The organism is Stenotrophomonas sp. STEN030 (assembly GCF_056759995.1).
On sequence record NZ_JBRREB010000025.1, the window covers coordinates 1 to 18,829 of the forward strand.

The following is an 18,829-nucleotide window of genomic DNA, read 5'->3' on the forward strand; positions in this document are numbered from 1 at the left end:
GGTTGTTGCCGTAGTTTTGGTTGTTTGGTGTGTTCCCTATAACCCGCCGCCCGCTCTTGGGCCCCCACTACGGAGGAACCCGTGCGACACGTGTACTTGTCGCTGCGACGCTGGTCGCGGATTCCGGATCTTGGATTACGAGCTAAAAGCCTGCCCTCACCCCAACCCCTCTCCCGCGCGCGGGAGAGGGGCTAATGCACCGCGAGCGCAAGCATTGCTAGCCCCTCTCCCGCCTGCGGGAGAGGGGTTGGGGTGAGGGCAAGCTCCTAGCCGATAAAGCCTGTCGACCCCAAAGAAAAAGCGCCGGCATGCCGACGCTTTTTCAAACTCAAATCCTGAAAAATCAGGCTTCCGGCGCCGCCGGTGCCACTGCTTCCACAGCGCCTGCAGCATCGTCTTCCAGCACCTCGTCCTCAGCCTCAAGCGAAGCATCCAGGCGTTCAACCGCCTGCAGCTTCTCGCCCTTGGACAGACGGATCAGGGTCACGCCCTGGGTGTTACGGCCGACGCGTGAGATCTCCGAACCACGGGTACGCACCAGCGTGCCGCCGTCGGAAATCAACAACACTTCATCGCCGGTACCCAACAGCACCGCGCTGACCAACTTGCCGTTGCGCTCGCTGGTCTGGATGCCGATCACGCCCTGCGTGCCGCGACCCTTGCGCGGGTAGTCCGCCAGCGGGGTGCGCTTGCCGTAGCCGTTTTCGGTCGCGGTCAGGATGTACTGCACGCCAGCATCGTCTGCAGCTTCGACGATCTCGCCGCCGTCCACTGCCACTTCCTCGACGCCGTTGTCCTCTTCGTTCTCATCCTCAACGCCGCCAGCACTTTCGGCGACGATCAGGCTGACTACTTCCTCGCCCTTGGGCATCTTGATGCCACGCACGCCGGTAGCGGTACGGCCCATCGAGCGGACCTTGTCCTCGCCGAAGCGGACGGTCTTGCCGTTGGAGGCGAACAACACGATGTCACGCTCACCATCGGTGAGGCCGACGCCGACCAGCGCGTCACCGTCATCGAGGTTGATGGCGATCTTGCCGCGCGCCAGGCGGAAAGCGAACTCGCTCAGCGGGGTCTTCTTGACCGTACCGTTGCGGGTAGCGAAGAACACGAAGTGGTTTTCGTCGTACTCGCGCACCGGCAGCACAGCCTGCACACGCTCGCCGTTCTCCAGCGCGATCCAGTTGATGATCGGGCGGCCACGTGCGTTGGAGCCGGCTTCCGGCAACTGATGCACCGGCAACCAGAACACCTTGCCCGAGCTGGTGAAGGTCAACAGCGTGTCATGGGTGTTGACCAGCCACAGCTGTTCGATCGAATCCTCGTCCTTGGTCGCTGCAGCACTGCGGCCACGGCCACCACGACGCTGTGCGCGATAGGCACTGACCGGCTGACGCTTGACGTAGCCAGCACGCGACAACGTCACCACCACGTCTTCCGGCGCGATCAAATCCAGAATATCCAGATCTTCTTCGCTGTGACGGATTTCGGTACGACGCGCATCGCCGAATTCGGCGCGCACGCTCTCCAGCTCATCGCGGATGACCTGCAGCAGCACGTCCGGGTTTTCCAGAATGCGGATCAGGCCAGCGATGACTTCCAGCAACTGCTTGTATTCCTCGGTCAGCCTGTCCTGCTCCAGCCCGGTCAGGCGGTGCAGGCGCATTTCCAGAATCTGCGTGGCCTGCACTTCGCTGAGCTGGTAGGCACCGTTGACCAGACCAATACCCTTGGGCAGGTCTTCCGGACGCGATGCCTCGGCGCCGGCGGCACCCAGCAACGCGCCGACCAAACCTGGCTGCCACACCTTGGAGAGCATGCGCTCCTTGGCTTCAGCCGGATTGGCCGAGGTCTTGATCAACTCGATCATTTCATCGATGTTGGCCAAAGCAACGGTCAGGCCTTCCAACACGTGCGCACGCGCACGCGCCTTGCGCAGTTCAAAGATGGTGCGGCGGGTCACAACCTCACGGCGGTGGCGGATGAACGCCTCGAGCACTTCCTTGAGGTTCAACAGCTTCGGCCGGCCATCGACCAGCGCCACCATGTTGATGCCGAACACCGACTCCATCTGGGTCTGCTGGTAAAGGTTGTTGAGCACAACCTCGGCCGACTCGCCGCGCTTGATTTCGATGTAGATGCGCATGCCGTCCTTGTCGGACTCATCGCGCAGCTCGCTGATGCCTTCGAGCTTCTTTTCCTTGACCAGCTCGGCGATCTTCTCGATCAACCGCGCCTTGTTCACCTGGTACGGAATCTCGGTGACGATGATCGACTCGCGACCATTGTCAGCCACTTCGATATCCGCCTTGGCACGGATACGCACGCGGCCACGGCCGGTGCGGTAACCAGCGATGATGCCGGCGGTGCCATTGATGATGCCGGCGGTGGGGAAATCCGGACCTGGGATGTATTCCATCAAGCCGTCAACGTCGATCGACGGATCGTCGATCAGCGCGATGCAGGCGGTGATGGCTTCGGTGAGGTTGTGCGGCGGAATATTGGTCGCCATGCCCACCGCGATACCGGCCGAACCATTGACCAGCAGGTTCGGGAACCGGGTCGGCATGACCGTCGGCTCCAGTTCCTTTTCGTCGTAGTTAGGCTGGAAATCGACGGTTTCCTTGTCGATATCGGCCATCAACTCATGCGTCAGGCGCGACATGCGGGCCTCGGTGTAACGCATTGCTGCCGCCGAGTCGCCGTCGACCGAACCGAAGTTACCTTGGCCGTCCACCAGCATGTAGCGCAGCGAGAATGGCTGCGCCAAACGCACCAGCGCGTCGTAGACCGACTGATCGCCGTGCGGGTGGTACTTACCGATCACGTCACCGACGATACGCGCCGACTTGAAGTACGCCTTGTTGCTGTGAGCACCCAGCTCATTCATCGCAAACAGGACGCGGCGATGAACTGGCTTGAGGCCATCGCGGGCATCGGGGAGTGCGCGGCCGACGATCACGCTCATCGCGTAATCGAGGTAGCTCTTGCGCATCTCGTCTTCCAGGTTGACCTGGATGATTTCCTTGGCGTTTTCTGCCATTCGGGTTCCGTTGTCAGGTAGCGATCCCGTCCGCTGGCAGCACCATGACGGGCCGCCCTGCCGGAAACTCGGATCAACCTGCGGAGTCTACCACAAGGGCAGGTTTTTCGCCGCCATTTAGGGTGCTTTTACCGGAAGAAATCAGGAACTTAGGGGCAGCCATAGGGTAGTGCCGAGCCATGCTCGGCAGGGGCATTACCGGCGACCCCTGTAGGAGCGGCGCAAGCCGCGAAGCCACAGACCCAACAGGTCGCAACCCTCTCCGACTCAAGCACCATCAGCTTCGCGGCTTACGCCGCTCCCACAATGCAAAAGGCTCCCTGTAGAGCCGAGCCATGCTCGGCCGCGAGGCCTTACGGGGCAAGCCCCTGCCGAGCATGGCTCGGCGCCACCGGTTAGTCGGCGAACGCGGCAGACATCGTCGCCAGGTCTGGCTTCAGGATCACCCCACGCTCGGTGACGATGGCGTCGATCAGCTCGCCTGGGGTCACGTCGAATACCGGATTCCAGGCGGCAATGCCCTCGGCCACGGTACGCACACCGCCCACACCGAACAGTTCGCCCGGATCACGCTGTTCGATTTCGATCTCGTCGCCATGGGCGGTGCCCATGTCCACGGTCGAGGACGGCGCAACCACCATGAACTTGACCCCATGATGGCGGGCCGCGATGGCCAGCTGATAGGTACCGATCTTGTTGGCGGTGTCGCCGTTGGCGCAGATCCGGTCGGCGCCAACGATCACCCACTGCACCGCGCCGGTCTTCATCAGGTGCGAAGCGGCCGAGTCGGCGATCAGGGTCGCGTCGATGCCATCCTGCTGCAGCTCCCACACGGTCAGGCGTGCGCCCTGCAACCACGGCCGGGTCTCACCGGCAAATACCTTCGCAATACGCTCCTGCGCGACACCCGCGCGGATCACGCCCAAGGCAGTGCCGAAGCCAGCGGTGGCCAGCGAGCCGGTGTTGCAATGGGTCAGCACGCCGCTGCCCGGTGCAATCAACGCTGCACCCAAGGCGCCCATATGACGGTTGGCAGCAAGGTCTTCATCAGCGATTGCCTGCGCTTCAAGCGCGGCGACCAGCTTCCAGTCCGAACCGGCAGCGGCCAAAGCGCGGCGCATGCGTGCCAGCGCCCAGGCCAGGTTGACTGCGGTAGGACGCGAGGCATTGAGTCGATCCAGGGCCGGCGCCAATACCTGCAACGCAGCCGCGCCGTCATCGGCCTGCACCTCGCGCGCGGCCAACACCACGCCCCAGGCTGCGGCGATACCGATGGCGGGCGCACCGCGCACGGTCAAGGCATGGATTGCTTCTGCAACCGCATCGCTGTCGTGGCACAGCACGCGGTCGACGATAAACGGCAGTTTGCGCTGATCCAGCAGCTCCAGGGCCTCGCCGGTCCAGCGGATCGGGCGGATATGGTCGTAACGGGCGTAATCAATGGCAGGGGTATCGTTCATTCGCCCATTGTAATCGGCGCTGCCCGGCACGGACCAATAACATCGGATCAGCCAGCTCCCGCTCAATCGGCGGAGAATTCGCCGCGGCAGCCCTTGTCCACCCATATCCCATTGCGATCCCAGCCCCAGCTGTCACCCTCCCGGCAGGCGGCTTTGGACAGCTGCTCCACCAAGGTCACCCGACGGGCCACGCTGACGCCGCATTCGCGCCGCAGCTCACCCTTGGACTCACAGGTCACCCTGCGCGGGGTATCCACAAAGCCCGAGCCGTCCTCGGCACCAACCTCGAACAACCCCTGGCAACCGCGACTGACCCAGATCTCCTTGCCGCTGTATCCCCAGCTGCGGCCTTCGCGGCACGGCAGCACCGACTGCTGCCGCAACAAGCGCACTGGCGCACCACGCAACACCACCGGGCAAACCTCCGTCCGCCCTTTTGATTCGCAGCGCACCACGCGGCGCGTCGTGCGACTGGAAGCCTGCGGGCGGGCAAATTCAGCGCTGCAGCCCTGGCTCACCCAAACCGCATTGCCTTCAACGCCCCAACTGGTCTCGCGGATGCAGTCGCGCCTGGACAGCTGCCGCACCAGTTGCACGCCAGCACTGGTGTCCATCGGGCAGAACGTCCGCAACTGTTCACCCGATTCGCAGCGCACCACCTGCCGGTCCGCCGCTGTTGGCGCAGATTCCCGGGCTGCCAGTACGGTCGGCGCCAGCAATAGCAGCAAGCCGCAGACCCGCTTCATCAGACGCTCCCCTGTTCGGTCATGATGGGTTCCGATGATCACACACTGCCTGAGTCATTGTGAGCAAAGCATTATCATCGTCGCCGGCGAGATGCAGATCCATGATCGAGCGCAAACCAGCATCAGGCGTTGGCGAAATCAAACGCCAATACATCGCCAATGCGCGGCGTACCGGCCAATGCCATCAGCAATCGGTCCACGCCAACCGCAACACCGGCGCAAGCAGGTAGCGACGGCAATGCCGCAAGGAAGGCCTCATCCAAGGGCGGTTGTTCAGCTCCGCGCGCGGCCCGGATCGCCAGATCACGCTCGAAGCGCTGGCGCTGCTCGACCGCGTCGTTCAGCTCGTGATAGCCGTTGGCCAATTCAACCGGGCCCAGATACAGCTCAAAGCGTTCAGCCAATGGCGGTGTACCCGGACGAATCTTCGCCAATGCGGCCTGGCTGGCCGGCCAGTCATGAATCACGGTAATGGCGTCGACTGCGAACTGCGCCTGGATGCGATGGCTCATGAGCAGATCCAACCAGTCATCGCGAGTCAGGCCATCCGGCTGGATACCGACCTCGCCCAGGCCTGCACGTAGCTGCGCTTCGTCACTCAGGAACGGATCCAGCGCCACCGCCTGGATGAACAGGTCGCGGTAGCTGACGATGCGCACCGATGCCGGCGGACGCTGCACCATCGCCAAGGCCTGCTGCACCAGCGCAGTGGCTTCATCAATCAGGCGATGATGATCCCAGCCCACCCGATACCATTCCAGCATGGTGAACTCGGGATTGTGGCGACCACCGGCCTCGCCGTTGCGGAACACCCGGCCCAGTTCATAGCAATCACCAACGCCGGCAGCCAGCAGCCGCTTGAGTGGATACTCCGGCGAAGTGCGCAGCCAGCGCTGCGGTGAACCGGCGTCGACGTGACCACTGAAGCGGGTCTGGAAGCCCTCGATGTTCGGCTCGGTATTGCCGGCAGCCGACATGATTGGCGTTTCCACTTCCAATACATCGCGCTCGGCAAAAAAGCCGCGGATCAGTGCATTCAAGCGTGCGCGCTGACGCAGGGCCTCGATCACGAGTGCAAACGTCCAGCGGACCCGTTCAATGACAGGGTCAGGATGTCGCGCTCATCGTCGCGGTAGCCGGCCGACAGATACAGCGACTTGGCCTTGGCATTGTGGTGGTTCACCTCAAGCCGGATCACCGCAGCACCCCGCCCTGCGGCCCAGTCGCGAGCAAGCGCCAAGGCCTGCCGACCCCAGCCACGACCACGCGCTGCCGGGCCCAGGTACAGCTCGTCCAACAATACGAAACGACCGCCCTGCTCGACGCTGAAGCACCAGCCCAGGGTGATGTAACCAACTACGCTGTCGCCATCGAGCAACAGCAATGCCGCGCCACAGCTCGGCTGTTCCAGCAACGTATGCAGGCCCGGCTCGACCCGTTCGGCGATATAGGGAATCTGGTCTTCCACATAGAAGTCGCAAACCATCGCGATCAGCTGCGGAAAATCTTGCGGTTGCGCCAAGCGCGCCTTGATCTCACTCATGCCTGTTCTCCGTGCTCGGCAAGGAAGGCAAGCAGACGCGCTTCGTCCCACACTTCCACACCGAGCTCATTTGCCTTGTCCAACTTGGAGCCGGCTTCGGTACCGGCCACCACGAAACTGGTTTTCTTCGAGACGCTGCCGGCGACCTTGGCGCCCATGGCCTCCAGCTTGGCCTTGGCCTCGTCGCGGCCCATCTGCGTCAGCGTGCCGGTCAGCACCGCCGTCTTGCCATCGAGCACACCGGCGACCTGTTGCTGTTCCACCGGCGTGATTGCCAGCAAACGTTCCAATGCTGCGCCAGCAGCGCTGAACAGCTGCGCGTTGGCATCAACGTTCAACCACGAAACCAGCGCATTGGCGGTTTCCGCCGGCAAACCAGCGGTCATGAAGTTATGTGCTTCCTCATCGAGGATGGCTGCCGTCGATCGGAATGCCTCGGCCAGCTGGCGCGCGCGCACCGGCGTGACCTTGGGAATCTCAAGATCCGCCAACAAGGTTGCCAGATTCAGATCGGCACGCAACTTTGCATTGGGCGTGTGCGTATCGCTGATCTGCACGCCACGCTCCAACAATGCATCAATGGCCTGCTGGTTGCCCGGTTGTGCCATGAAGTGGCCAATCGAACGAGCCACTTCGCCACCGATGTCCGGCACGCGCTTGAATATCGGCCACGGCAGGTGACGGATCAGCTCAAGATCACCGAACCAGGCCGACAAGGCCTTGGCGGTGCTTTCGCCCACATGCTCGATGCCCAGCGCAAACAGCAAGCGCTCCAGCGTGGTGTTGCGGCTGGCGGCAATCGCAGCGATCAGGTTATCGGCCCACTTGGTGGCGATCTTCTTGGTATTCCATTGGAAGCTGGCCGGCACCGACAAGGCCTGTGCGCGCCAGGACGCGTCACTCGCATCCAGTTTGAGAATGCGATTGAGGGTGTCGCCACTGCCTTCGGGCTGCAGGTGCAGGCCGAGCTGCGAAGCCAGGCCTTCCGGTGAGTCGGCATCCAGCGCCAGCTTCAACACCAGCAACTGGTCGCGGTTGAGTGCATACAGATCGGCGACGCCGCTCACGATGCCCGCATCAACCAGCACCTCGATGTACTTGTCGCCCAGCCCGTCGATATCCATCGCCTTGCGTGAGGCGAAGTGCGCAATGGCTTCCTTGCGCTGCGCCGGGCAGCTCAGCTCACCGGAGCAGCGCCACGCCGCCTCGCCTTCCTCGCGCACGATCTCCGAACCACACACCGGGCAGGCACGCGGCATCTGCCACGGCGTGGTGCCCTCGGGGCGGCGATCGACAATGACGCTGACCACTTCCGGGATCACATCGCCGGCACGGCGCACGATCACCGCATCGCCGACGCGTACATCCAGGCGCGCGATTTGGTCGGCGTTATGCAAGGTCGCGTTGGTCACAACGACACCGGCCACATGCACCGGCTTCAGCCGTGCAACCGGCGTTGCTGCGCCAGTGCGACCGATCTGGATCTCGATGGCTTCGACCGTGGTGGTCTGCTCCTGCGCCGGGAATTTGTGCGCGATCGCCCAGCGTGGCGCGCGCGCGACGAAGCCCATCTCCTGCTGGCCGTCGCGGTCATCAAGCTTGTAGACCACGCCATCGATGTCATAGGCCAGGCTGTCGCGGCGCTCACCGATATCACGGTAATACGCGAGCAGACCTTCGGCGCCCTGCACCACCTTGCACAGATCGCTGACCGGAAAACCCCATTGCGCCAGCTGCGCCAAGGTTGCCGAATGCGTCTCGGGCAGCTCGCCACCGGACACTTCACCGAGGCCATAGGCATAGAAACTCAGCGGCCGTTGCGCACTTATCTTCGGATCAAGCTGGCGCAGTGAGCCGGCGGCGCCATTGCGCGGATTGGCCAGCACCTTGCCGCCGTGCAGGCGGGCCTGTTCGTTGTAACGTTCGAAGTCGGCGCGCGGCATGTAGACCTCACCACGTACTTCAAGCACTTCGGGCCAGCCCTGACCATCCAGCTGCTGCGGGATGACCTTGATCTGGCGCAGGTTGGCACTGACGTCTTCGCCGGTTGCACCGTCGCCACGGGTCGCGCCTTGCACGAACACGCCATTCTCGTAACGCAGATTGATGGCCAGGCCATCGAGCTTGGGCTCTGCGGAGAAAAACAGTTCACGGCGATGCAGGCGCTCGTCGATGCGGCGCACGAAGTCATGCACTTCGGCATCACTGAAGGCGTTGCCCAGCGACAGCATCGGCACGGCATGTACGACTTCGGGGAAACGCGATGACGGTTTGCCACCGACCTGATGGCTGGGCGAGTCGGCACTGTCCAGTTCCGGATGCGCAGCTTCGAGCGCTTCCAGCTCACGCATCAACCGGTCGTATTCGACATCCGGGATGATCTGCTCGTCGTGCTCGTGGTAGGCACGCGAGGCGTCGGCCAGCTGGCGGCGGAGTTCGCTGATGCGCTGGGTGGCGGCGTTGTTTTGATTCATGTGGCGATTTTACCTGCGCGGAGTGTTTGCGCGGTAAAAGCGGGGGTGCTTTGGCTCTTCGTTTACCGCTAACAGCACCCCTCCCCGGCCTTCCCCTTGCCTGCGGCAAAGGGAGGGAGCGAAGCTCTGCCCCCTCCCTTTCGCATAGCGAAGGGGAGGGTTGGGGAGGAGCAGCCCTTAGAGCTTTACCAACGCGGCGACTTGGTCAGCGGCGGCGCCTGATGCTGGCGATCGTAAGCACGCAGATCATCGCGGATATGCGCGATGCGCTGCCGGCCCAAGGCATTGCGGCTGTCATCCAGCACCACGCCATCCAGCAGTTCGCCCATGCGCTGCACGGTCGGCAGCATCTTTTCCCAGGCGTCGAGCGCGGTCATCGGTGCCGGCAAGGTCAGGAAGAAGGCGATGGCCGGGGTTTCCATCTCGCGGATGTTGCCCATGTCGAAACTGCCCGGCTTCATGATGCTGGCCATCGAGAAGATCGGGCCGCGCTCGGAATGCCCTTCCACCAGCCGGTGGAACACATTCATGTAGCCAAAGACCAGACCGGTCTTCTCTGCCGCCACCACGATGTCCTCGCCACGCAGTACCTGCCCGGACCGGGCGGCCACGTACAGCGAGACAATCTTGTCGAAATCCTGGGTAGGCCGCTTGCCGAGCTCGCTCAGATTGCCTTCATCCACGTCAGGCAGGCCGAGCTCTGGCTGGGTTACTGCGTCGCCTTGTGCACCGCCCTCGCCCACATCGGCGCCAGTAGTGCCCTCAGCACCGCCCAGCACCGGCTCGCGACGCGGTTGCTCAGCACCGGCCGGCTCCTTGCGCTTGCCTTGCGCCAGCCGCTTGGGCCGGCTGAAAAAGAAAATGGCCGCTACCAGCAAAACGCCGGCAACCAGAATGCCGATACGCAACAGTGCCGTGTCAGACATGCGCTGCAGTCTCCGGGTTAATCGTTCAGGTGGTTAAAGGATGGCACGTCAGGCCGCCCCCGCCAATCGGGCAGCCTCTTCCAGATCAACACTGACCAGTCGGCTGACACCCGGCTCGCGCATGGTGACGCCCGACAACTGGTGCGCAGCCTCCATCGTCGCCTTGTTATGGCTGACGAACAGGAACTGCACCTTCTCGCTCATTTCCTTGACCATATTGGCCAGACGACCGACGTTGGCCTCGTCCAGTGGCGCGTCCACCTCGTCCAGCAGGCAGAACGGGGCCGGGTTGAGCTGGAAGATGGCAAACACCAGCGCCACCGCAGTCATCGCCTTCTCACCACCGGACAGCAGCGAGATGTTGGATACGCGTTTGCCCGGCGGTCGCGCCATGATGGTCACACCGGTATCGAGCAGATCTTCGCCGGTCAGTTCCAGATAGGCATGGCCACCACCGAACAGGCGCGGATACAGCGCCTGCACGCCGGAATTGACCCGGTCAAAGGTGTCCTTGAAGCGGCCCCGGGTCTCCCGGTCGATCTTGCGGATGGCGTCTTCCAGCGTTTCCAGCGCGGTGTTCAGATCGGTGTTCTGCGCGTCCAGATACTCCGAACGCTGCGAGGCCTCGCCGTACTCGTGGATCGCGGCCAAGTTGACCGGCTCCAGCCGACGCATGCGGCCGTCGATCTGGTGCACCGTCGACTCCCAATCCGACAGCCGCGCATCTTCGGGAAGCGTATTGATCACGTCCTGCAGCACGAAGCCGGCTTTCTCCACCGCTGCCGATAGCTGCTCGGCGCTGAGCACCAAGGCCTGCTGGTCAAGCTTGCGCTGCGAAATACGTTCGCGCTGCGCCAGCGACTGTTCGTCGCGCTGATGGCGGGTCTGCTCCAGCCCACGCAACTCATGGTCAATGCCATCGAGCAAGGTACGCGCCTCGGCCAGCACGCGGTCGACACGCACCCGCTCGGCCAATGCATTCTGATGCTCTGCTTCCAGGCTGTGGACCGGCGTATCGCCTTCGTCCAGCTGCGAATGCAGTTCGCCAAGGCGCGAGTCGAGCTGACCGCGCTGGCTGCCCATGCGCTCCAGGGCGTGGCTCAGCGAGCTGATCTGGGTGCGCTGCGACTCCAGCGTCAAGGCCAGCGCATGCATGCTGTCGCGCACATTGCGCGCCGCATCACGGGCCTGGTCGCGGGCATCACTCATCTGCCTGCGCTCACTTTCCAGCGCGTGCCGTGCGGACTCCAGATCACCCATGCTGGACACCGCCTCATCCAGTCGCAGGCGCGCCTCGGTGGCCTGCTCGCGGCTGCCATCCAGCGTTTCCAGCAGCTGCGCCAACTCGCCTTCGATACGTTCGATGCGCGTGCGGGTGGATTCCAACTTGCCTTGCTGGCTCTGCAGCTGCCCTGCCAACTCGGAGCCGGCGCGATGCGCTTGATGCAGCGAGCGCTGCACGTCTTCGCGCTGCTGCTCGGCAGCTAACAGCTGGTCACGCAAGGCGGCCAACTGCTGTTCCAATGCAGCTTCGCGTTCCTGCAGGGTTTCGATCTGCTCGCGCAAGGTGACAATCTCGCGCTCACGCAGCAAGGCCCCCTGCTCGGCTGCGCCGGAGCGCGACAAACGCACCCAGCCCTGCCCCAGGCGTTCACCGCTGCGGGTGATCACCGATTCGCTGTCACCCAACTTGCGCTGCAGCTGCCGCGCCTGCGCCAGATCTTCAGCGCCATGCAGTTGCGCAAGCAGTCGACGAATCGCCAGCGGCCCCTGCACTTTTGCCGCCAACGAGGTCGGCGCGAAATCAGCCTTGCCATCCGCACCTGCGACCAGCGCAATGCGCCCTTCGCCCAGCTCAGCCAGCGCATCAACCAGGGCTTCCGGTGCATCCACCAGCACGCCTTCGATAAGCTGGCCGAGCGCGCTTTCAACTGCGTTTTCCCAGCCACTCTCAACGGTGATGCGCTCGCCTACGCGTGCGGCTGAATCCAAGCCGCGCGTTTTCAGCCATGCTGCGGCCGCGCCCTGCTCCTGGCCGAGTGCGGCCTGCTGCAGTGTTTCCAGCGACGACAACCGACCGCGTGCCGACTGCGCCTGCTTGCGCACATCGGCCAGTTCCGACTGCCCGGCACGCTGTTGCTCCTGCAGTGTCGCCACCGATTCCTTGCGCAGCTCGACCTGCTCACTCAAGGTTTCCAGCGCGGTCTTCTGCGTTTCATGTTCCACCTGCAGCTGTTCGAAGGCCTCGGCCAGCGCATCCAGGTCCAGACCGGCGCGCTCTGCCTGCAAGGCCTCGCGGCGGCGATCGGCTTCGAGGACTTGTTTGTCCAGGTAATCAACGCGGGTGCGCTCAACCTCGCCGGAGCGGGTCGCTTCGGAGGTGTTGCGGTTATGCGCTTCCCAACGCTGCTGCCAGTCAGCCAGCTTGGCCTCGGCCTCGCGCAGCGCTTCCTGGCGGATCTCGTTGTCTTCCTGCAGCTGCTCCAGCTGCGGCTCGGCGTTCTCGACCGACTCACGCAACACGATCAACTTGGCTTCATCGCCGCTGATGTGCTGGCCAAGTTCGGACAGCGCCTGACGGGTTTCATCGCGCGCCTTGTGCAGGCGCTGCGCCATTTCCCGCTGGTGGTGGATCTGCTGCTCAAGCCGCGCCAGGGTGCTGCCCACCTGGTAGACGTCGGCCTGCGCCTTGTTCAAATTCTCTGACGCTTCTTCGCGACGCACACGACCGGTTTCAATCCGGCTCTCGGCATCGCGCTGCTCGGCGATCAGCTGCTGCAGCTTGGTCTCTTCACGCGACAAGGCTTCGCGCAGGCCGCCCAGACGCCCATCTAGGCCGTGGTATTCCAGCGCCTTCCATTCCGCATCCTTGACCCGGCGTTCTTCCTGCAGCGCCTGGTACTGCTCGGCCTGCCGCGCCTGGCGCTTGAGATGTTCGAGCTGCTTGCCGATTTCTTCGCGCAGGTCGTTGAGGCGATCGAGGTTTTCGCGGGTGTGACGGATGCGGGTTTCGGTTTCCTTGCGGCGCTCCTTGTACTTGGAGATGCCGGCAGCCTCTTCCAGGTACACGCGCAGGTCTTCCGGGCGCGCCTCGATGATCTGGCTGATCATGCCCTGCTCGATGATCGAGTAGCTGCGCGGGCCCAGCCCGGTGCCGAGGAACAGATCGGTGATATCGCGGCGGCGGCACTTGGTGGCGTTCAAATAATAGTTGCTGCTGCCATCACGGCTGACCGTGCGCTTGACCGAGATCTCGTTGAACGAAGCGTACTCACCGGAGATGGTGTGGTCGGCGTTGTCGAAGATCAGCTCCACCGTCGCCTGCGACACCGGCTTGCGTCCCGCCGAGCCAGAGAAGATCACGTCGGTCAGCGAATCGCCACGCAGGCGGCTGGCTGAGCTCTCGCCCATCACCCAGCGCACCGCATCGATGATGTTGGACTTGCCACAGCCATTGGGACCGACGACGCCGGTCATATTGGTTGGCAGGTGCAAGGTCGTGGGATCGACGAACGACTTGAAACCGGAGAGCTTGATCGTGGATAGACGCATGGAATCGGGCTGTTGGCGGACATCGGCAGCAACTGCCGACACCCGGAATGAGGTTCCGGAGGTTCCCTTCCCGCGCTCAAGTCATTGATATTCCGTGGAATTCAACAGCCAAAGCGCGGCACTGGCAACCGAGTATAGCGACACCCATGGCCGCCGGTGGTCAGACCAACCAGCCGGCCAAAAGAAACGGGCGCCTTGCGGCGCCCGTTCTTTACAACCAGTCCGGCAGAATCAAGCGTCGGATTCGACGATGACCTTGACGGTGGCTTCCACGTCGGCGTGCAGCTTGACGATAACGTCGAACTCGCCAACGTTGCGGAAAGCGCCTTCGCCCATGATCACTTCGCTCTTGTTCAGCTCAAGGCCGGCAGCGGTGAAGGCTTCAGCGATATCACGCGGGCCAACCGAACCGTACAGCTTGCCTTCGGTCGAAGCGTGCGCAGCGATGGTGACGCTGGCGCCTTCGAACTTGGCAGCGCGGGCTTCAGCACCGTTGTGCGAGGCCAGAGCCTTGGCTTCGTACTCAGCACGCTTGGCTTCGAACTCGGCGATGTTGGTCGCGGTGGCCGGAACGGCCTTGCCCTGCGGCACGAGGAAGTTACGGCCGTAGCCCGGCTTCACGTCGACCAGGTCGCCCAGGCCGCCGAGGTTGGTCACTTTCTGGATAAGAATCAGCTTCATGATGTAGCTCCGTTATTCGTTAGCGGCGCCAATGGCTCCGCAACGCTTGCTGTCCGAATAGGACGGTGGGTACGGAAAATCCGGCCAAGGCCGGATTTCCTGTCGAGAACCCGCAGCGAATGCGGGCTCTTCCGAAAACTCGGATTAGACGTCGTGGTTGTCCGTGTACGGGATCAGGGCCAGGAAACGGGCGCGCTTGACGGCCGTGGCCAGCTGGCGCTGGTACTTGGACTTGGTGCCGGTCACGCGGCTCGGAACGATCTTGCCGTTCTCGGTCAGGTACTGACGCAGGGTGTTGAGATCCTTGTAATCGATCTCTTTCACGCCTTCAGCGGTGAACTTGCAGAACTTACGACGGCGGAAGAACTTGGACATGAAAGTGCTCCTTATTCAGCAGAAGCGGCGTCGTCGCCGGCTTCGTCATTGTTGGAAGATGCACCTTCTTCGTCGTCACGACGACGGCGCTCGCCACGCTCGGGCTTGTCACCCTTCTCGTCCTTGCTCTTCATGATCAGCGACTGCTCGGTGTCAGCCTCGTCACGCTTGATGACCAGGTTGCGCAGCACGGCGTCGTTGAAGCGGAAGCTCTCGGTCAGTTCGTTCAGAACTGCCTGGTCGGCTTCGATGTTCAGCAGAACATAGTGAGCCTTCACCAGGTTCTGGATCGGGTAAGCCAGCTGACGACGGCCCCAATCTTCCAGACGGTGGATGGTGCCGTTGCCGGCTTCGACCAGCGCCTTGTAGCGCTCGATCATGGCGGGGACCTGTTCGCTCTGATCCGGGTGGACCAGGAACACGACTTCGTAATGACGACTCATGTTTTTATACCTTTCGGATATAGCCCTGACGGGCTGGACAGCCCCCCGCTGTGTATCGCGGTGGGGCAAGGGATCCTGCACTTGGAGCACAGGAAGCCGGGCATTATCCACTGGAAGTGAACTGGAGGCAAGTCACCCCCGACCCGTGCAACACAGTATCCGGCGTCGGAATGGGTCTCGGCCGCTACGGATGCTGCGTCGCAACAGTACACTATGTAACCGATTCCACGCCCTCCCGGACCGCCCGACGTGAATTCCACGCTTTCCCTGGCAGCGCAGCTGACCCCGCGCCAGCGCACCTTCATTCTCATCGCGCTCTCATTGGGCGGCTTCGCCATCGGCACCAGCGAATTCGCAAGCATGGGCCTGATGCTGGAAATCAGCCGCGGCCTGGCAATCACTGAAGCCCAGGTCGGCCACCTGATCAGCGCCTACGCCATCGGCGTGGTGGTCGGCGCGCCGCTACTGGCCTTTGCTGGCGCCAGCCTGCAGCGCCGCAGCCTGCTGCTATGGCTGATGGGCTTCTACGCCATCGGCAACCTGGCCAGCGCATTGGCACCGAGCTACCACACGATGCTACTGGCGCGCTTCGTCGCCAGCCTGCCGCATGGCGCCTATTTCGGCGTGGCGATGCTAGTTGCCGCATCCATCAGCCCGCCAGAACAGCGCGGCGCTGCCGTTTCCAAGGTTCTGCTGGGCCTGTCCATCGCAATCCTGCTCGGCAACCCACTGACCACCTGGCTGGGCCAGCAATTCAATTGGCGCAGCGCCTTCGTACTGGTCAGCCTGTTGGCGCTTGCCACGGTGACGATGGTTGCGCGGCAGCTGCCAGCCGATCCGAGCGAGGTCCGCACCTCGCCGCTGCGCGAACTGCGCGCCTTCAACACCACCCAGGTTTGGCTGGCACTGGCCATCGGCGCGATCGGTTTTGCCGGCATGTTCTGTGTGTTCACCTATTTGGCACCGACGCTGGTCAACGTCACCGGCATCAATGAGCGCTGGATGCCGGTCGCGGTCGGCCTGTTCGGCGTCGGCGCGATCATCGGCAATATTGCTGGCGGCAAGCTGGTCGACCGGCTGCAGTTCCGCGCCGCCGGCGTGCTGCTGGCCTGGTCCATCGTCGTACTGATGCTGTTCCCGTTGGCCGCGAACTCGGCCTGGGCAATGGTGCCGGCAATTATCGCCGTGGGCACGATGGGCGCCCTGGCCGTGGCCCTGCAGACCCGCCTGATGGACGCCGCCGGCGAGGCCCAAACCCTTGCCGCTGCTTCCAACCATGCCGCCTTCAATACGGCAAATGCGCTGGGCCCCTGGCTGGGTGGCATGGCGATTGGCGCTGGATACGGCCACGCCTCCACCGGTTATGTTGGCGCGGCGACCGCGGCCGTAGGCCTTTTGCTGTGGGGTATTGCGGTGATGTTGCAGCGCCGTCAGGACGCGCCCGCGCAATTGGCAGCCGACTGAATGTAGTGCCGAGCCATGCTCGGCAGGGGCTTTCCCGGCAAAACCAACCCCAGTAGTGCCGAGCCATGCTCGGCAGGGGCCCTATGCACAATCCCGGACATCGCCGGGAATGCTTCAGCCGAGCATGGCTCGGCTCTACAAGGGGAAGTCCTCTGGAATTCCTGCTTTTCCGGCCCCAACACCGGACTTGCTTCGCGGCTTACGCCGCTCCTACAAAAGCAGCGCAGCCGCCTTGCTCAGCGATGCATATCGTCGGTAGTGAAGCTCTCGCCGCAGCCGCATTCGGCCGCTGCGTTGGGATTCTTGAAGGTAAACGTCTCGCTCAGGCCCTGCTTGCCGAAGTCGATTTCGGTGCCATCCACTAGCGGCAGGCTCTGTGCGTCCACGTAGATGCGCACGCCGTCCTGCTCGAACACGGTGTCGCCCTCGCGCTCATCCTTGGCCAGGTCGGTGATATGGCCCCAACCCGAGCAACCGGTGCGGGTCACGCCAAAACGCAGGCCAAGCGCACCCGGGGTGCCGCTGACGAAACGCTGCACGCGGGAATGGGCGATGGGGGTCAGATGAACAGCCATGGTGGGGCGACTCCAGCAGAATTACGGTCCAATTATAGATGTGGGCGGCCGGCCAGACTGCAAGCGTAGATAAATGCTCGCCTGCCCGGGCCCGGAGCCGCTAAAATCTCGCATTCACAGATCGAGTCGATCAACAGAGGATTCAAGTCATGACGGTGGTCAGCGTTGCACACGCCCTTGCCGGGAAATTCCCGGAAGGCGGAGAAGTCACAGTCCGCGGGTGGGTCCGCACGGTGCGCGGCTCGGCTGGACTGGCCTTCGTCAACGTCAGCGATGGCTCGGGCTTCGCCCCGATCCAGGTCGTGGCCACCGAAGCGCTGTCCAATTTCGAAGACATCAAGAAGCTGACCCCAAGCTGCTCGGTGATCGCCACCGGCACCCTGGTCAAGTCGCAGGGCAAGGGCCAGAGCTTCGAGATCCAGGCGCAAAGTCTCGAGATCGTCGGCTGGGTCGAAGACCCGCTGACCTACCCGATCCAGCCCAAGCCGATGTCGCCGGAGTTCCTGCGCGAAGTGGCGCACCTGCGCCCGCGCACCAACCTGTTCGGCGCCGTCACCCGTATCCGCGACTGCCTGTCCAAGGCCGTGCACCGTTACTTCCACGAGAACGGCTTCTACTGGATCAGCACGCCCATCGTCACCACCTCCGATGCCGAGGGTGCTGGCCAGATGTTCCGCGTCTCGACGCTGGACATGGCCAACCTGCCGCGCACCAGCGATGGCCAGATCGATTTCAGCCGTGACTTCTTCGGCAAGGAAACCTTCCTGACCGTGTCCGGCCAGCTCAACGTCGAGGCTTACTGCCTGGCACTGAGCAAGGTCTACACCTTCGGCCCGACCTTCCGCGCCGAAAACAGCCACACCACCCGCCACCTGGCTGAGTTCTGGATGGTGGAGCCGGAAATCGCCTTCGCCGACCTGGCCGAAAACGCGCGTGTGGCCGAAGAGTTCCTGAAGTACCTGTTCCGCGCGGTGCTCGATGAGCGCGCCGACGACATGGCCTTCATCGCCGAGCGCGTGCAGAAGGACGCCATCACCCGCCTGGAAGCCTTCGTCAATGCACCGTTCGAGCGCATCGAGTACACCGATGCGATCAGCCTGCTGCAGAAATCCGGCAAGAAGTTCGACTACCCGGTCGAATGGGGCCTGGACTTGCAGACCGAGCACGAGCGTTGGCTGACCGAAGAACACGTCGGCCGCCCGGTGGTGGTGACCAACTACCCGGAACACTTCAAGGCCTTCTACATGCGCCTGAACGACGACGGCAAGACCGTCGCCGCGATGGACGTGCTGGCCCCGGGCATCGGCGAGATCATCGGCGGCAGCCAGCGCGAAGAGCGCCTGAACGTGCTCGACGCGCGCATGGCGCAGTTCGGCCTGGATCCGGATCACTACCAGTGGTACCGCGATTTCCGTCGTTATGGCTCGGTGCCGCATGCCGGCTTCGGCCTGGGCTTCGAGCGCCTGGTGGTTTACGTCTGCGGCCTGTCCAACATCCGCGACGCGATCCCCTACCCGCGTGCACCGGGTTCGGCGGAGTACTGATTC

At 63.2% G+C, this 18,829-nt stretch carries 14 protein-coding genes; 2 read left to right on the forward strand and 12 right to left on the reverse strand.

The window, feature by feature from the left end; translation table 11 throughout:
• Positions 1 to 343 precede the first annotated feature (343 nt).
• The 11 genes from gyrA to rpsF all read right to left on the reverse strand — a co-directional run bounded on the left by gyrA (position 344) and on the right by rpsF (position 15,243).
• Positions 344 to 3,043, reverse strand: a complete 2,700-nt coding sequence (gene gyrA, locus ACVOLR_RS10400) for a DNA gyrase subunit A (protein WP_481536347.1) — start codon at positions 3,041 to 3,043, stop codon at positions 344 to 346.
• A 395-nt stretch (positions 3,044 to 3,438) separates the two neighbouring features.
• Positions 3,439 to 4,503 carry an S-methyl-5-thioribose-1-phosphate isomerase gene (mtnA, locus tag ACVOLR_RS10405; RefSeq protein WP_481536348.1) on the reverse strand — a complete coding sequence of 355 codons (1,065 nt, stop codon included), beginning with the start codon at positions 4,501 to 4,503 and terminating at the stop codon, positions 3,439 to 3,441.
• A gap of 62 nt (positions 4,504 to 4,565) precedes the next feature.
• A complete protein-coding gene (locus ACVOLR_RS10410; RefSeq protein WP_481536349.1) occupies positions 4,566 to 5,249 on the reverse strand; it encodes a DUF3011 domain-containing protein in 684 nt (227 codons plus the stop codon).
• 122 nt (positions 5,250 to 5,371) lie between these two features.
• Positions 5,372 to 6,319: an EF-P lysine aminoacylase EpmA gene (epmA, locus tag ACVOLR_RS10415; RefSeq protein ID WP_481536350.1), complete on the reverse strand. Its 948-nt coding sequence runs from the start codon at positions 6,317 to 6,319 to the stop codon at positions 5,372 to 5,374.
• Positions 6,316 to 6,792 carry an N-acetyltransferase family protein gene (locus tag ACVOLR_RS10420; RefSeq protein WP_481536351.1) on the reverse strand — a complete coding sequence of 159 codons (477 nt, stop codon included), beginning with the start codon at positions 6,790 to 6,792 and terminating at the stop codon, positions 6,316 to 6,318. The genes epmA and ACVOLR_RS10420 overlap by 4 nt, the downstream gene beginning before the upstream one ends.
• Positions 6,789 to 9,266 carry an NAD-dependent DNA ligase LigA gene (gene ligA, locus ACVOLR_RS10425; RefSeq protein WP_481536352.1) on the reverse strand — a complete coding sequence of 826 codons (2,478 nt, stop codon included), beginning with the start codon at positions 9,264 to 9,266 and terminating at the stop codon, positions 6,789 to 6,791. Before ligA ends, ACVOLR_RS10420 begins: the two co-directional genes overlap by 4 nt.
• A gap of 185 nt (positions 9,267 to 9,451) precedes the next feature.
• Positions 9,452 to 10,192, reverse strand: coding sequence for a cell division protein ZipA (zipA, locus tag ACVOLR_RS10430; RefSeq protein WP_481536353.1), 741 nt, complete (start codon positions 10,190 to 10,192; stop codon positions 9,452 to 9,454).
• A gap of 48 nt (positions 10,193 to 10,240) precedes the next feature.
• Positions 10,241 to 13,744: a chromosome segregation protein SMC gene (gene smc / locus ACVOLR_RS10435; RefSeq protein WP_481536354.1), complete on the reverse strand. Its 3,504-nt coding sequence runs from the start codon at positions 13,742 to 13,744 to the stop codon at positions 10,241 to 10,243.
• Positions 13,745 to 13,975: 231 nt separating this feature from the next.
• Positions 13,976 to 14,425 (reverse strand): 50S ribosomal protein L9, encoded by a 450-nt coding sequence (gene rplI / locus ACVOLR_RS10440; RefSeq protein ID WP_282266083.1) that lies wholly within the window; start codon positions 14,423 to 14,425, stop codon positions 13,976 to 13,978.
• Between the two features lie 144 nt (positions 14,426 to 14,569).
• Complete coding sequence (gene rpsR / locus ACVOLR_RS10445; protein ID WP_002804494.1) at positions 14,570 to 14,800, reverse strand: 30S ribosomal protein S18; 231 nt, start codon at positions 14,798 to 14,800, stop codon at positions 14,570 to 14,572.
• A gap of 11 nt (positions 14,801 to 14,811) precedes the next feature.
• A complete protein-coding gene (rpsF, locus tag ACVOLR_RS10450) occupies positions 14,812 to 15,243 on the reverse strand; it encodes a 30S ribosomal protein S6 (protein WP_282266085.1) in 432 nt (143 codons plus the stop codon).
• Between the two features lie 249 nt (positions 15,244 to 15,492).
• On the opposite strand from rpsF, the gene ACVOLR_RS10455 reads away from it, so the two are divergent.
• Positions 15,493 to 16,707 (forward strand): MFS transporter, encoded by a 1,215-nt coding sequence (locus ACVOLR_RS10455; RefSeq protein WP_481536355.1) that lies wholly within the window; start codon positions 15,493 to 15,495, stop codon positions 16,705 to 16,707.
• Positions 16,708 to 16,943: 236 nt separating this feature from the next.
• Here ACVOLR_RS10455 and ACVOLR_RS10460 read toward each other — a convergent pair whose 3' ends face one another.
• Positions 16,944 to 17,282 (reverse strand): HesB/IscA family protein, encoded by a 339-nt coding sequence (locus tag ACVOLR_RS10460; protein ID WP_481532009.1) that lies wholly within the window; start codon positions 17,280 to 17,282, stop codon positions 16,944 to 16,946.
• 149 nt (positions 17,283 to 17,431) lie between these two features.
• Between ACVOLR_RS10460 and asnS the strand changes: the two genes are divergently transcribed.
• Positions 17,432 to 18,826, forward strand: a complete 1,395-nt coding sequence (asnS, locus tag ACVOLR_RS10465; protein WP_481516321.1) for an asparagine--tRNA ligase — start codon at positions 17,432 to 17,434, stop codon at positions 18,824 to 18,826.
• The last annotated feature ends 3 nt before the right edge of the window (positions 18,827 to 18,829 follow it).

Excerpts from the sequence above, each read along its gene's own strand:
- gyrA (WP_481536347.1), bottom strand. The coding sequence starts at position 3,043 with ATGGCAGAAAACGCCAAGGAAATCATCCAGGTCAACCTGGAAGACGAG.
- mtnA (WP_481536348.1), bottom strand. The coding sequence starts at position 4,503 with ATGAACGATACCCCTGCCATTGATTACGCCCGTTACGACCATATCCGC.
- ACVOLR_RS10410 (WP_481536349.1), bottom strand. The coding sequence starts at position 5,249 with ATGAAGCGGGTCTGCGGCTTGCTGCTATTGCTGGCGCCGACCGTACTG.
- ACVOLR_RS10420 (WP_481536351.1), bottom strand. The coding sequence starts at position 6,792 with ATGAGTGAGATCAAGGCGCGCTTGGCGCAACCGCAAGATTTTCCGCAG.
- ligA (WP_481536352.1), bottom strand. The coding sequence starts at position 9,266 with ATGAATCAAAACAACGCCGCCACCCAGCGCATCAGCGAACTCCGCCGC.
- zipA (WP_481536353.1), bottom strand. The coding sequence starts at position 10,192 with ATGTCTGACACGGCACTGTTGCGTATCGGCATTCTGGTTGCCGGCGTT.
- smc (WP_481536354.1), bottom strand. The coding sequence starts at position 13,744 with ATGCGTCTATCCACGATCAAGCTCTCCGGTTTCAAGTCGTTCGTCGAT.
- rplI (WP_282266083.1), bottom strand. The coding sequence starts at position 14,425 with ATGAAGCTGATTCTTATCCAGAAAGTGACCAACCTCGGCGGCCTGGGC.
- rpsR (WP_002804494.1), bottom strand. The coding sequence starts at position 14,800 with ATGTCCAAGTTCTTCCGCCGTCGTAAGTTCTGCAAGTTCACCGCTGAA.
- rpsF (WP_282266085.1), bottom strand. The coding sequence starts at position 15,243 with ATGAGTCGTCATTACGAAGTCGTGTTCCTGGTCCACCCGGATCAGAGC.
- ACVOLR_RS10460 (WP_481532009.1), bottom strand. The coding sequence starts at position 17,282 with ATGGCTGTTCATCTGACCCCCATCGCCCATTCCCGCGTGCAGCGTTTC.
- asnS (WP_481516321.1), top strand. The coding sequence starts at position 17,432 with ATGACGGTGGTCAGCGTTGCACACGCCCTTGCCGGGAAATTCCCGGAA.